10 protein-coding genes are annotated in these 13,352 nt (G+C 54.8%); all 10 read left to right on the forward strand.

What is annotated here, in order from left to right; genetic code table 11:
- The first annotated feature begins 86 nt into the window (after positions 1–86).
- The 10 genes from recJ (at position 87) to DNH61_RS19625 (ending at position 13,186) form a co-directional block, all read left to right on the forward strand.
- Positions 87–2,528 carry a single-stranded-DNA-specific exonuclease RecJ gene (gene recJ / locus DNH61_RS19580; protein WP_111148598.1) on the forward strand — a complete coding sequence of 814 codons (2,442 nt, stop codon included), beginning with the start codon at positions 87–89 and terminating at the stop codon, positions 2,526–2,528.
- Between the two features lie 84 nt (positions 2,529–2,612).
- Entirely contained in the window at positions 2,613–3,125 is a 513-nt protein-coding gene (locus DNH61_RS19585) for an adenine phosphoribosyltransferase (protein WP_111148518.1), read from the forward strand.
- A gap of 276 nt (positions 3,126–3,401) precedes the next feature.
- On the forward strand, positions 3,402–5,585 hold the full coding sequence (locus DNH61_RS19590; protein WP_111148519.1) for a RelA/SpoT family protein: 2,184 nt from the start codon (positions 3,402–3,404) through the stop codon (positions 5,583–5,585).
- Between the two features lie 35 nt (positions 5,586–5,620).
- Positions 5,621–6,067 (forward strand): D-aminoacyl-tRNA deacylase, encoded by a 447-nt coding sequence (gene dtd, locus DNH61_RS19595; protein ID WP_111148520.1) that lies wholly within the window; start codon positions 5,621–5,623, stop codon positions 6,065–6,067.
- A gap of 69 nt (positions 6,068–6,136) precedes the next feature.
- The gene (locus DNH61_RS26485; RefSeq protein ID WP_181438794.1) at positions 6,137–6,307 is read left to right on the forward strand and encodes a hypothetical protein; all 171 of its coding nucleotides are present in this window, start codon (positions 6,137–6,139) and stop codon (positions 6,305–6,307) included.
- A 681-nt stretch (positions 6,308–6,988) separates the two neighbouring features.
- Complete coding sequence (hisS, locus tag DNH61_RS19605) at positions 6,989–8,248, forward strand: histidine--tRNA ligase (protein ID WP_111148522.1); 1,260 nt, start codon at positions 6,989–6,991, stop codon at positions 8,246–8,248.
- 36 nt (positions 8,249–8,284) lie between these two features.
- Entirely contained in the window at positions 8,285–10,087 is a 1,803-nt protein-coding gene (aspS, locus tag DNH61_RS19610; protein ID WP_111148523.1) for an aspartate--tRNA ligase, read from the forward strand.
- Positions 10,088–10,274: 187 nt separating this feature from the next.
- Positions 10,275–11,030, forward strand: a complete 756-nt coding sequence (locus tag DNH61_RS19615; RefSeq protein WP_111148599.1) for a tRNA threonylcarbamoyladenosine dehydratase — start codon at positions 10,275–10,277, stop codon at positions 11,028–11,030.
- Positions 11,031–11,041: 11 nt separating this feature from the next.
- On the forward strand, positions 11,042–11,695 hold the full coding sequence (locus DNH61_RS19620) for a YdeI/OmpD-associated family protein (protein ID WP_146241093.1): 654 nt from the start codon (positions 11,042–11,044) through the stop codon (positions 11,693–11,695).
- 168 nt (positions 11,696–11,863) lie between these two features.
- Positions 11,864–13,186, forward strand: a complete 1,323-nt coding sequence (locus DNH61_RS19625; RefSeq protein WP_111148525.1) for a replication-associated recombination protein A — start codon at positions 11,864–11,866, stop codon at positions 13,184–13,186.
- Positions 13,187–13,352: the final 166 nt, after the last annotated feature.

Below are 13,352 nucleotides of genomic sequence, written 5' to 3' on the forward strand. Positions count from 1 at the left end.
CCGGCAGCGGCGGTTTTTTGCTGCTTGTGGGATTACACGCTTCTACGGCAGGCTGGTAGGTATTTATGGGCAGGGGGGAAGAGGCGTTGCTTAATTCGAAGACCCGCTGGGTCGTTTCGAAGCTGACAGACGAAGAAGAGAAAAGCGCAGCCCTCATAGCTGGTGAACTAAGCTTGTCGCCGCTTACGGCTAGACTGCTTTTGCAGAGAGGGATTACTGGCGTGGAGGCTGCTAAGCGGTTTCTATATGGAGAGCTTGAACTGCTTCATGACCCATACAAGCTGAAAGGGCTGGAGCAGGGCGTACACCGAATCCGGCAGGCGCTGGCCGGGGGAGAGGCCATCAGGATATACGGGGATTATGATGCGGATGGGGTTTCCAGCACGTCGCTGATGATCCGGCTGCTCAGAAGTCTCGGCAGCACGTTCGATTACTATATCCCGCACCGGCAGCTGGAGGGCTATGGCTTGAACAATGCGGCGGTAGAAGCTGCAGCTGCTGCCGGCGTGAAGCTGCTGATAACCGTTGATACAGGGATCAGTGCAGTCGAACAAATTGCATACGCCGGTAAGCTGGGCATAGATGTTGTAGTAACTGACCATCATGAGCCTCCTGCGGTTCTGCCGGAAGCGGCGGCCATTATTAATCCGAAGCAGAAAGACTGCCCGTATCCCTTTAAGGGGCTTGCGGGCGTTGGAGTGGCATTCAAGCTGGCGACAGCTTTGCTCGGCCGTACCCCGCTGGAATGGACAGATCTGGTCGCTCTGGGTACAATTGCGGATTTAATGCCGCTGGTAGATGAGAATAGAGTGCTGGTAAAAAAAGGCCTGGAGCAGCTAAGGCATACAGCTGAACCGGGTTTCCGCGCGCTGGCTGAAGTCAGCGGTATTCATCTGGACAACCTAAGCTCAGAAGGGATTGCCTTTGGCATGGCACCGCGTATTAACGCTGCTGGCAGACTAGCGCATGCCGATATCGCGGTCAGGCTGCTTGCGTCCGCCGAGCCGGCTGAAGCGGAGCTGCATGCGGATTCGCTGGATGCTCTTAACCGCGAACGCCAGCAGATTGTAGATACGATGGTGAAGGAAGCAGAAGCGCTCTGGTCGGACAAGTGCCGGGCAGCAGCCGGACAGGGAAAGCCCGAACCAGGGGTGATCGTCGTAGCTGCGGAGGGCTGGAATGTTGGCGTTGTCGGTATTGTCGCTTCGAAGCTGATCGAGCGCCACTACCGGCCGACCTTAGTGCTGGGCATAGACCGGGAGACGGGCAAGGCGAAGGGCTCGGCCCGTTCCATAGACGGTTACGACCTTCATGCGGCTTTAACCGAGTGTGCCGCCCTGCTCGAACATTATGGGGGACACCAGGCAGCGGCAGGCATGACACTGCACCGGGACAGGCTGGATGAGCTGGAGCTCATGCTTGACAAGCTGGCGGGGGAGTGGCTGCAGGAGGAGGACCTGATCCGCAAGACTGCTGTTGATCTGGTGTGCGGTGCAGATGAAGCTGACCTTGATACCGTCCGCCAGCTGCAGCTTCTTGAGCCGTTTGGGGCGGGGAACCCGCAGCCCAAGCTGCTGGTAACAGCAAGCCGACTCAAGGAAAAGCGGGCGATCGGCAAGGAGGGCAAGCACCTCAGACTGACTGCTGCCCGCGGCCGTGGAGCATTAGAAGCGGTTGGCTTCGGGCTCGGCGAGCTGGCGAAGCGGATAACGGAAGAAGCAAGCGTAGAAATGCTGGGTGAGCTTAGTGTGAATGAATGGAATGGGATCGAGAAGCCGCAGCTGCTTATTCGTGATCTTCGTATTCCGCACAGGCAGTTCTTTGATGGAAGGGGAGAGAAGGACCCTCTGACAGTCATAAGGCAGCTTCAAGCATTGTACGCGTCACCGGGTGCCTTGCAGCAGCGCCCAACAGGTAACCGGCAGCCCGGAGCAGAAGAAGCCTGTATCCTGATTCTGACTCATGATCCTTCGTTTAAGGAAGCTGCAGCAGGCATGGAAGCGGTTCGTGCGGATGGATGGGATACCGGGGGGGCGAAGCATTCTGTGACCCTTCACTATGATCAGCTGTCTGGTCTTGAGATGGACTGCACCGTGCTTGTGCTCCTGGATAAACCGCCGTGCGGAGAGAGTCTGTCCGCATTCATCCAGCGTTCTGCCAGTCTGGAGGCTGTCCATGCGCTGTATAAGCCGGACCGGCGTGCCCCCCGCTTTCCGGAACGCAGCCACTTTGCGGAAATTTATCAGGCGGTTCGCAAGCTATCGCCAGGTGAGCTGATTTACGACCGTGTCCATCTTGCTCTGGCTTGGACCGGGTGGCCTGAGGCAGCGATTCGCATGATGATTGATGTATTTATTGAGCTGGGGTTTATCCTTTCGGAAGAAGGCAATCTGAAGATTGTTACAAAACCGGAGCGGAGGGATCTGGCAGAGTCCAGGCTGTATAAGCGGGCTGAACAGGCGGCCGTTTATGAACGGCTGTGGCTTGGTCCAGCTGCCGAGCTTGGGCAGTGGCTCAGAGGATTGTAAATAACTGGCTGTAAAAGTTTGTTTCCATTCGGCTTTATATTTGATACGATCACATTATTCCACTTGGTCCTAGGAGGATTACAGATGAACTTCAAAGATTATATCCGTGTTATCCCTGACTTCCCGCAGCCGGGAATCCGGTTCAAAGATATCACCACCCTGCTGAAGGACGGGGAAGCTTACCGGGCTGCCATCGAGGCGCTTAAGGAAGGAGTTAAGCATCTCGAGATTGATATTGTTGCAGGCCCGGAGGCACGCGGATTTGTCATCGGTGCACCGCTGGCGCTGTCACTGGGCGTCGGATTTGTGCCGATCCGCAAGAGCGGCAAGCTTCCTGGCGAAACCATTGAAGCATCGTACGACCTCGAATACGGCAAGGACCGTCTGGCTATGCATAAGGATGCGATCAGCCCGGGACAGCGTGTTCTTATTGCGGATGACCTGCTTGCTACGGGAGGTACAATTTCCTCCACAATGAATCTGATCAAGTCGGTGGGCGGCGAAGTGGCCGGAGCCTCATTCCTGATTGAGCTTTCCTACCTGTCCGGAAGGGACAAGCTGAACGGTGTCGATGTGTTCTCGCTTGTTACTTATTAATACCCAGCTGCTGCGGCAGATGCGTATATTCCGATAGTCTAAGGCCCCAACCTGCCAGCTACAGCAGGTTGGGGTTTTCCTGTAATGGAATGGCCAGTATTACACTTCCATCTATTTCCTAATACTGATTCATCCGCAGTCAGGTGACATGAAGCTTGGATGAAAGCGCGCGGCAGGCAGTTGACGTTTGCCCATTATTACAGGCATAATATTAGAAAACTCGGAAAGACAAGATTCAAATTGTCGCGAGGGACTCTGTTTCGGAAAGGACGTTTCATGGGCATAGAGCAGTTACTCGAAAAGGCATCGACCTACCTGAGAGAATCGGACCTGGAGCGCGTCAGGGAAGCCTACGATTTTGCCGAACAAGCCCATCACGGCCAAGTGCGAAAATCGGGAGAACCTTATATATTGCATCCGGTTGCGGTTGCGGAGATTATTGTGAACATGCAGATGGATGTGATCTCTATCATTGCGGCTCTCCTTCATGATGTCGTGGAGGATACGACGGTGCCGCTTGAGGAAGTCCGCATTCGTTTTGGTGATACATGCGCCATGCTGGTTGACGGCTTGACCAAGCTGGAGAAGATCAAATTCCGTTCCAAGGAAGAACAGCAGAATGAGAATTACCGGAAGATGTTTGTGGCGATGGCGCAGGATATCCGGGTCATTCTTATTAAGCTGGCTGACCGGCTGCACAATATGCGTACCCTGAAGTTCCAGTCAGAGGAAGCCCAGCGGCGGATCGCATACGAAACGCTGGAAATCTTCTGTCCAATCGCACATAGGCTTGGCATCTCGGCAATCAAGTGGGAGATGGAGGATATCGCGCTGCGGTATCTGAACCCTCAGCAGTATTACAGGATTGCCAACCTGATGCAGAAGAAGCGGGTGGAACGGGAGCAGTTCATCTCAGACGTGATCAGCAAGATTAAGGAGAAGCTGTCGGAGATGGGCATTGAAGGTGATATCTCCGGCCGGCCCAAGCATATCTACAGCATCTTCAAGAAGATGCAGGACAAGAACAAGCAGTTCAATGAAATCTACGATCTGCTGGCGATCCGCATCATTGTCGACAATATTAAAGACTGTTATGCTACGCTCGGCATTATTCACACGCTGTGGCGGCCGATGCCGGGGCGCTTCAAGGACTATATCGCAATGCCGAAGGCGAATATGTACCAGTCGCTGCACACAACGGTGATCGGGCCTAACGGCGAGCCCACGGAGGTGCAGATTCGCACCTGGGAGATGCACCGGACGAGCGAGTACGGTATCGCTGCGCATTGGGCGTATAAGGAAGGCGGAAGCAACCCGAACACAAGCTTCGGCGAGAAGATGAAGTGGTTCCGGGAGATTCTGGAGCTTCAGGATGAAGCGCGGGATGCATCCGAGTTTATGGAATCACTGAAGATGGATTTCTTCTCCGATCTCGTGTTTGTATTTACGCCCAAGGGAGAAGTGTTTGAGCTTCCTGCGGGTTCAGTGCCGCTGGACTTCGCTTACCGGGTCCATACAGAGGTGGGCAACCGGACGATTGGCGCAAAGGTGAACGGCCGGATCGTGCCGCTGGATCATAAGCTAAAGACGGGAGATATTGTTGAAATTCTGACGTCTAAGCATTCATATGGACCAAGCCAGGACTGGATCAAGATCGCGCAGTCCTCCCATGCCAGAAGCAAGATCAAGCAGTGGTTCAAGAAGGAGAAGCGTGAAGAGAATGTCGCGAAGGGCCGTGACATGCTGGAGCGGGAGCTGAAGCGTCTCGGACTGGAGCCCTCACAGTGGCTGCAGGATGATAAGCTGATGGAAGCGGCGAACAAATTCACCTTCCATGATATTGAGGACATGCTGTCCGCTGTGGGCTTTGGAGGAATTACGGCGGCCCAGATCGTGACCAAGCTGACGGAGAAGCTCCGCAAGGAAGCAGAGGAAGCAAGCAAGATTGAGCTGACTTCGGAAGTGAAAGAGATGAAGTCGCCGACGATTGCGAAGAAGAAGCGGCCGACACACGGCATCCGTGTGAAGGGCGTTGATAATATGCTGGTCCGGTTCGCACGCTGCTGCAATCCGGTGCCCGGCGATGAAATTGTCGGTTATATAACACGGGGCAGAGGCGTTTCGGTACACCGGACGGATTGCAACAATATTCCAACCACAGGCGACGGGGAAGAAGCAGCGCGGGTGATTGAGGTGGAATGGGAGCAGTCGGTGGAAGCGAACTATGCCGTCGATATTGAGATCCGAGGTCACGACCGCAAGGGCTTGCTGAACGAGGTGCTCCAGGTGGTATCGGAGAGCAAGACGAATATCTCGGCTGTATCGGGCCGTTCAGACAAGAACAAGCTTGCGTTGATTCATATGACGATTCTGATCCGAAACATTGAGCATTTGCAGTCGGTTGTCGACAAAATCAAGCGCATTCAGGATGTGTTCTCGGTACACCGGATCATGCAATAACATTGGCAGGGATGAAGGAGACTCGGGAGGATACGATGAGAGTTGTTGTACAGCGCTGCCGTTCGGCCTCCGTTACGGTCGCAGGCGAGGTTACCGGGACGATCGAAGAGGGGCTGATGCTGCTCGTCGGATTTACGCAGAGGGATACAGAGCGTGACATCCGCTGGATGGCGGACAAGCTGGCCGGTCTCCGGATATTCGAAGATCAGGATGGGAAGATGAACCTGTCCGTATCCGACATCGGCGGTGCCGTACTGTCCGTGTCGCAATTCACCCTCTACGGGGACTGCCGCAAGGGTAGAAGGCCCAACTTCATGGCTGCTGCCAGACCGGATCAGGCTGAGCCGCTTTATAATCAGTTCAATGAATTGCTGCGTGCCCAGGGCCTGCACGTTGAGACAGGCCGCTTCGGCGCTATGATGGATGTAGAGCTTATTAATTGGGGACCGGTAACACTAATTGTCGACAGCCTAGACGGTTAGATTCCGGGATGCTGGAAACACTAATGGCAAATGGAGACAGAAGATGTCGAAAGGAGCCAGAAGCAGCCCATGCGACAAGCACCCAAGGAGCAGCAGATCATAAGGACGGCTAACGGGCTGATGCAGGCAGAACGCCGTGAGGCCCTGTCCGGCATGACAGCTGCCGACAGGGCTCCCGAACGTCCTGCTTCAGCCTTATGGTCGGGAGGACGGGCCCGCCCGCACAGGGAGATGCTGTAGTACCGCAAGAGTAATAGAAGCACCGTGCGTTTAGGCGCCGGTGTTTCTATTTTCGATTCTTGCGTAAACGCTTTATTTATTGTAATAAGACTGTAATCTAATTAACATGTTCCTCTAATATCGTCCGGCTAGAATAATAGTCGACCCCCTTTTTTATACGATATAAACTTTGGACCTGCGGCCCCAATGGCTGCAGGTTATTTTCTTTGGTATGACCTTAAGGCCCACGGCGGCAAAAAAAGCTGTGCGAATCTTGACTTTACGTGTCGTGGCAGGTAAAATTGGTAATCAACTGAAGGCAGCGGATACAGCTGCAGAAGATTCGATGACGGGACCAAGTAATCTGCATCACATACCCAGAGAGAGACGTCCAGGCTGCAAACGTCTTTATGCTGAGCAGGCGAAAGAACCTCCCCGAGAACGTCCGGTGAACTGGCAGACCGCTGAGCGGTATGCTGTAATAGCTGGTACGCGTGTAACGGGCGTTAACCGTTGAGCGGTTAGACTGCATATTGGCAGATGACCGGAACATGGGTGGTACCGCGTGAGCTGATAACAGTCTCTCGCCCCAAGCGCAGCGTGCGCTTGAGGCGGGGGACTTTTTTACATTCACCGCTATTTCGGCAGACCGGCAGCAACAGCCGCTGCGAAATGTTAAATACGAAGAAGGAGGGGATGCAGATGGCTTTTCAGAAGCCGCCAGGCACACAAGATTTTCTTCCTGCTGCAACTGCGAAGTGGCAGTTTGTGGAAGGCAAGGCCAGAGAGCTGTGCCGCAGCTATAACTACCGGGAAATCCGGACGCCGATGTTTGAATCGACGGACCTGTTCAAGCGGGGGGTCGGCGAAACAACGGATATCGTGGAAAAAGAGATGTATACCTTCACGGACAGGGGAGACCGCAGCATTACACTTCGTCCCGAAGGGACGGCAGGTGTGGTGCGGGCCTACGTCGAGAACAAGCTTTACGGGGAGCCGGACGTCGGCAAGCTGTATTATATCGGCCCGATGTTCCGCTATGAGCGCCAGCAGGCAGGGCGTTACCGTCAGTTCCACCAGTTCGGCGTGGAGGCGCTTGGTTCAGCCGATCCGGCGATTGACGCGGAGGTGATCGCGCTCGGCTTGTCATTCTTCCACTCCATAGGACTGAAGGATGTGCGCGTGGAGATCAACTCGGTTGGTACTCCGTCCGTCCGCGCTGCTTTCCGCGAGAAGCTGCTTAGCTTCCTGGAGCCGATGCGTGAGACGCTGTGCAAGGACTGCCAGTCACGGATGGACCGCAACCCGCTGCGCGTTCTGGACTGTAAGACGGACCAGAAGCATTTCACGGATGCGCCTTCGATACTGGATAGTCTGGATGAGGAGTGCAGCACGCATTTTGAAGCGGTAAAAGCATACCTGGAGGCCATGGGAATCGGCTATTCTATTAATTCCCGTCTGGTACGCGGACTCGACTACTATACGCACACCGCTTTTGAATACAAGGCGGAAGGCATCGGGGCAATCGACACGGTTGGCGGCGGCGGCCGTTACAACGGGCTAGTCGGGGAGATCGGCGGTCCGGATCAGCCTGGCATTGGCTTTGGTATTGGTCTTGAGCGGGCTGTCATGCTGCTTGAGAGCAAGACGAATGAGCTTGAAGGCCTCAGCCGTCTGGATGTGTATGTGGTCGGGCTCGGCGAGGACGCAGAGCGGGAAACCGTACGGATCGTGCAGCAGCTCCGGGAACAGGGCATTGCCGCCGACCGCGATTATCTCGGGCGCAAGATGAAGGCACAGATGAAGTCGGCCGACCGCTATGAAGCGCGCTTTACGGCGATCCTCGGCGAGGATGAGCTGGCGCGCGGCGAGATTGCGCTGAAGCATATGGAATCCGGCGAGCAGCGTGTGGTATCACTGGACAAGCTTGCGGATGAAATCAAGCAGTCCATCTCACAATAAACCAAAGAGGAACATAGAAAGGCAGGAACTAAGATTATGATGCTCAAAACACATGACTGCGGCAAACTGACGAAATCCGATGTCGGAACAAAGGTAACCTTGAATGGCTGGGTACAGCGCAGACGCGACCTAGGCGGCGTGCTCTTCATTGATCTGCGTGACCGTACCGGTATTGTACAGATCGTATTTAACCCGGACTTCTCCGGAGAAGCGCTTGACATTGCTGACCGCGCCCGCAGCGAATACGTGCTTGCTGTTAGCGGTGAAGTGGTCCAGCGTGACCCGGAAACGTTCAATCCGAACATTGCGACAGGCGAAATCGAAATCCGCGTTAAAGAAATCGAGATTATGAGTGCGGCCAAGACACCTCCATTCCCGGTTGAGGATGGCGTGGAGGTTGATGAATCGCTGCGTCTGAAGTACCGTTATCTGGATCTTCGCCGGCCGGAGATGCAGAACACGCTGCTGCTTCGTTCAAAGGCAGCCAAAATTTTCCGTGACTATCTGGACGACAATGGCTTTATCGAGGTGGAGACACCGATTCTGACCAAGAGCTCCCCTGAAGGCGCGAGAGACTACCTGGTACCAAGCCGGGTTCATCCGGAGGAGTTCTATGCGCTTCCGCAATCGCCGCAAATTTTCAAGCAGCTGCTGATGGTCGGCGGCATTGAGCGCTACTACCAGATCGCACGCTGCTTCCGTGATGAAGACCTCCGTGCGGATCGTCAGCCGGAGTTTACACAGGTGGACATTGAGACCTCCTTCCTGTCCCAGGACCAGCTGCTTGATATGATGGAAGAGCTGGCGGTTAAGCTGTTCCGTGAAACGGTAGGCGCCGAGCTGTCCCGTCCGTTCCAGCGTATTACGTATGCCGATGCCATGAACAAGTATGGCTCGGATAAGCCTGACCTGCGTTTTGGCCTGGAGATGGAGGATATTACGGATATCGTCTCCGGCAGTGATGTGAAGGTGTTTGCAAGCGTGGCTGGCTCAGGCGGCGTCGTCAAGGCGCTTAATGCCAAAGGCTGCGCAGGCTGGAGCCGTAAGGAGCTGGATGATCTGCAGCCGTTTGCGGCACGCTACGGCGGCAAGGGTCTTGCATGGGTCACCGTCAAGGAAGGCGAGTGGCGCGGGCCAATCGTCAAATTCTTCAAGCCGGAAGAGATCAGCGCATTGACTGAACGCCTTGGCGTCGAAGAAGGGGACCTGCTCCTGTTCTCGGCCGATAAGAAGAAGGTGGTTGCAGATGTGCTTGGCAACCTGCGTCTGAAGATTGGCCGCGAGCTGGGTCTGATTGACGATTCCGTCTATAAATTCGCTTGGGTAGTTGATTTCCCGCTGCTTGGCTGGGACGAAGAGGCGAAGCGCTATGTAGCGGAGCATCATCCGTTCACCCGTCCGCATGAAGATGATCTTCATCTGTTCGAAACCGACCCTGGCGCCATTCGCGCACAAGCGTATGACCTTGTTCTGAACGGTTATGAGGTTGGCGGCGGTTCGATGCGGATCTACAAGCGCGAGGTGCAGGAAATGATGTTCAAGGCACTCGGCTTCACGATGGAAGAGGCTTATGAGTCCTTTGGCTACCTGCTTGAAGCGTTCGAATATGGCACACCGCCTCATGGCGGCATCGCCTTTGGTTTTGACCGTCTCGTTATGCTTCTGACAGGCCGGACCAACCTCCGTGAGACGATCGCATTTCCAAAGACAGCGAATGCCACAGACCTGCTGTGTGACGCGCCGGCGCCAGTTGAGCCGTCCCAGCTTCAGCAGCTGCATATTCGTACCGTGCCGAAGCCTAGTGCTAAGCCTGGGCAGGCAGAAGCACCGAAAGCTTAACAACAGAACGATACCAGGGTGACTGCCTGAAAGGCAGTTATCCATGGCTAACATGATGGAATGGAAAAAGTGTGGACTGTCTCATTACGGGTTAATTTCCTGGAGAGGCGGTCCATTCTTAAGTAAACGGACAGCAGGCAGGGATATGCTGACAATGATGATCTGCCCGGAAGGAGCGATGTTTAAGATGCTGCACCAGTTTTCCCGTACGGAGCTTGCGATCGGGCCTGAAGGGCTTGAGGTAATGAAGAACAGTACGGTTGCCGTGCTCGGAATCGGCGGAGTCGGTTCCATTGCAGCCGAGGCGCTGGCCCGGACTGGGGTAGGCCGGATTATCCTGATTGACAAGGACGTAGTCGACATTACCAATGTAAACCGGCAAATCCATGCGCTTACGACTACGGTCGGCCAGCCAAAGGCCGATCTGATGCAGGAGCGTATCAAGCTGATTAATCCGGAGTGCGACGCGGTTTCGCTGCGCATGTTCTACACGGAAGAAACTTATGAGAAGCTGTTTGAATATGAGCTTGATTATGTGCTGGACGCATCCGATACACTGTCGTATAAAGTTCATCTCATCAAGCAGTGTCTGGAGCGGAAGATACCGATCATCTCGAGTATGGGAGCGGCTAACAAGATGGACCCGACCAAATTCCAGGTGGTCGATATCTCGAAGACCCATACGGACCCTGTAGCCAGGGTGGTGCGCCAGAAGCTCCGCCGTGAGGGCGTAAAGCGAGGGGTTAAGGTTGTATTCTCGACTGAGGAGCCTAAGAAGCCTCGAGAGGACGTAACCCAGCGCATCGTACCGGAGAACGCACCGGAAATCCGCAAAGCAAAGATGCCGCCTGCGAGCAACGCCTTCGTCCCGCCTGTAGCCGGACTGATTATGGTGAGTGTAGCCGTGCGTGAGCTGCTGGAGCGAAATGGTGTACAGCTGTGAATGAGGCCTTGGTGCGCAAATTGCGGCTGGAACCGGGTATGAAGGCTCTTATCATGAACCCGCCTGAAGATGCTTATATCAGGGAACTGGGATTAGCGGAAGAGGCCTGTCGTTTCGACGAAGGAGCTTCCGGAAAGTATGACTTTGTCATGCTGTTTGCTGGATCCGTAGCTGAACTCAACGAATATGCGCCGTCAGCGGTGACGGCTGCCAAGCATGACGGCTTGCTGTGGATCTGTTATCCCAAGGGCAGCTCGGGGATTAAGACCGACCTTAACCGGGATAAGGGCTGGGAAGCTGTAACGTCAAGAGGACTGGCGGGCATCGCTCAGGTAGCAGTGGATGATACGTGGACAGCCAGCCGTTTTCGCCCTTCTTCCGCCGTAGCCAGCAGAACGAGACCGCAGCGCATCCCTGATAAAGGCTCCATGGCTGGCTCCCGGGCTGCTGCGGCCGAAGCGGAGACAGTTCCGGTAGAACTGGGACAAGCATTGGCTGCGGAGCCTGAGGCAGCCGCATTCTTCGACAGGCTGCCTGCTTCTGGCCGGAAGGAATATATCCGCTGGGTGAAGGACGCCAAGCGGGAGGAAACACGCACCAGGCGAATTGCTGAATCGATTCAGAAGCTGAAGCAGGGAATGAAGGGCCCCTATGCCAAGGGCTGATCGTACTCGTGCTCCAGCACGCTCAAAGAGCCGGCGGGGATGAAGGATGTACCTGCCGGTTTTTTGTGCTGTATTGACCTGTGCTGATAAAGGCAAGTAGAGAACATGTGTGCGAATATGGTATAATGGCATTGAAATAATTAAGTTACGGACGAAAGGAAAGCGGATATGGACTTATTCTCCTATCAGGAAGAAGCAAAGCCCCGGGCCAGGCTGCTAGCGGACCGCATGCGTCCAGAGACGCTGGACGACTATATCGGCCAAGACCATATCGTGGGCCCGGGCAAGCTGCTTAGAAGGGCGATTGAGGGGGACCAGGTGTCTTCCATACTGCTGTATGGCCCTCCGGGCTGCGGCAAGACAACACTTGCCCATATTATCTCAAAGAAAACCGAGGGAGATTTCATCAAGCTGAACGCCGTCGATGCGTCGGTTAAGGATGTCCGCGAGGTCATTGACCGGGCGAAAACGACGAAATCGATGTACGGCAGGAAGACAATCCTGTTCTTGGATGAAGTCCATCGCTTTAATACATCACGCCAGGATGCGCTGCTGCCGGCTGTGGAGCAGGGGATTATTATCTTTATTGGCGCTACGACCGAAAATCCGTTCCACCATGTTAACGGGGCACTGCTGTCGAGATCTACGCTGTTTCAGCTTGAGCCGCTGACCGGGGAGCATGCAATGGAAGCCATGCGGCGTGCGCTGAAGGACAAGGACAGGGGCTTGGGCTTCATGAGGCTGCAGGCCGATGAGGATGCGCTGGCACATATCGCTTCCATGGCCGGAGGCGACATCAGGAGGGCGCTCAATGCGCTGGAGCTGGCTGCTGTAACGACGCCATCGCAGCCGGATGGTTCCGTTCATATCAACCTGGAGGTTGCTGAGGAGTCGATCCGCAAGCCGACGATGAAGGCTGATGAATCTACCCAGTACGATGTTCTGTCAGCCTTTCATAAGAGTGTCAGAGGATCCAGCGATGCGGCATTGTTCTGGTTTCTGTACGCGGTAGAGAAGCTTGGGATGGACCCGATGACCTTCCTGCGGCGGTTGATTGTGGCCTGCAGTGAAGACATTGGACTGGCGAATCCCCAGGCGATGGTGCAGGCAGTAACCGCAATGGACGCCTACCATAAGATCGGCTGGCCGGAGGCCAAGTACAATATATCGCAGGCGATCCTGTTTGCGGTGGAGAGTCCGAAGTCCAATGCGGTCACGGAAGCGATCGGCCGTATTGGAGCGGCGATTGAGCGGAGCGGTACGATGGAGGTGCCGCTGCATCTCCGGGATGGCCATTATAAGGGCTCCGTGCAGCTTGGCCACACCGGTTATTTATACCCCCATGACTATCCGGGCCATTATGTGGAGCAGCAGTACCTGCCCGACAATCTGCGGGGTCATGACTATTACCGGGCAACAGCGCAGGGCATGGAGGAAAAAATCCAGCAAAATCAGGCCAAACGCCGCCGAAACCGTGGTACACCGAGATAGAAGGGCAAAAATCATCGTTAGAGCCAGCAAAAGGTTCATAAAGGTCAACCTATGCCGAATAAACATAAATACAGCCTTGAAACCGGCGTTTGACGCCGAAGGCCATGATCGACTAATCTTAATTATTATAACGATTTATTATATTTTATACCCTGAAGGAGGTGCA

It is taken from the genome of Paenibacillus sambharensis, assembly GCF_003233845.1.
Lineage (GTDB): Bacteria > Bacillota > Bacilli > Paenibacillales > Paenibacillaceae > Paenibacillus_I > Paenibacillus_I sambharensis.

Bases quoted from the DNA above. Each gene is read 5' to 3' on its own strand.
- DNH61_RS19615 (WP_111148599.1), top strand. From the start codon at position 10,275: ATGCTGCACCAGTTTTCCCGTACGGAGCTTGCGATCGGGCCTGAAGGG.
- hisS (WP_111148522.1), top strand. From the start codon at position 6,989: ATGGCTTTTCAGAAGCCGCCAGGCACACAAGATTTTCTTCCTGCTGCA.
- DNH61_RS19625 (WP_111148525.1), top strand. From the start codon at position 11,864: ATGGACTTATTCTCCTATCAGGAAGAAGCAAAGCCCCGGGCCAGGCTG.
- dtd (WP_111148520.1), top strand. From the start codon at position 5,621: ATGAGAGTTGTTGTACAGCGCTGCCGTTCGGCCTCCGTTACGGTCGCA.
- DNH61_RS19590 (WP_111148519.1), top strand. From the start codon at position 3,402: ATGGGCATAGAGCAGTTACTCGAAAAGGCATCGACCTACCTGAGAGAA.
- DNH61_RS26485 (WP_181438794.1), top strand. From the start codon at position 6,137: ATGCGACAAGCACCCAAGGAGCAGCAGATCATAAGGACGGCTAACGGG.
- DNH61_RS19585 (WP_111148518.1), top strand. From the start codon at position 2,613: ATGAACTTCAAAGATTATATCCGTGTTATCCCTGACTTCCCGCAGCCG.
- aspS (WP_111148523.1), top strand. From the start codon at position 8,285: ATGATGCTCAAAACACATGACTGCGGCAAACTGACGAAATCCGATGTC.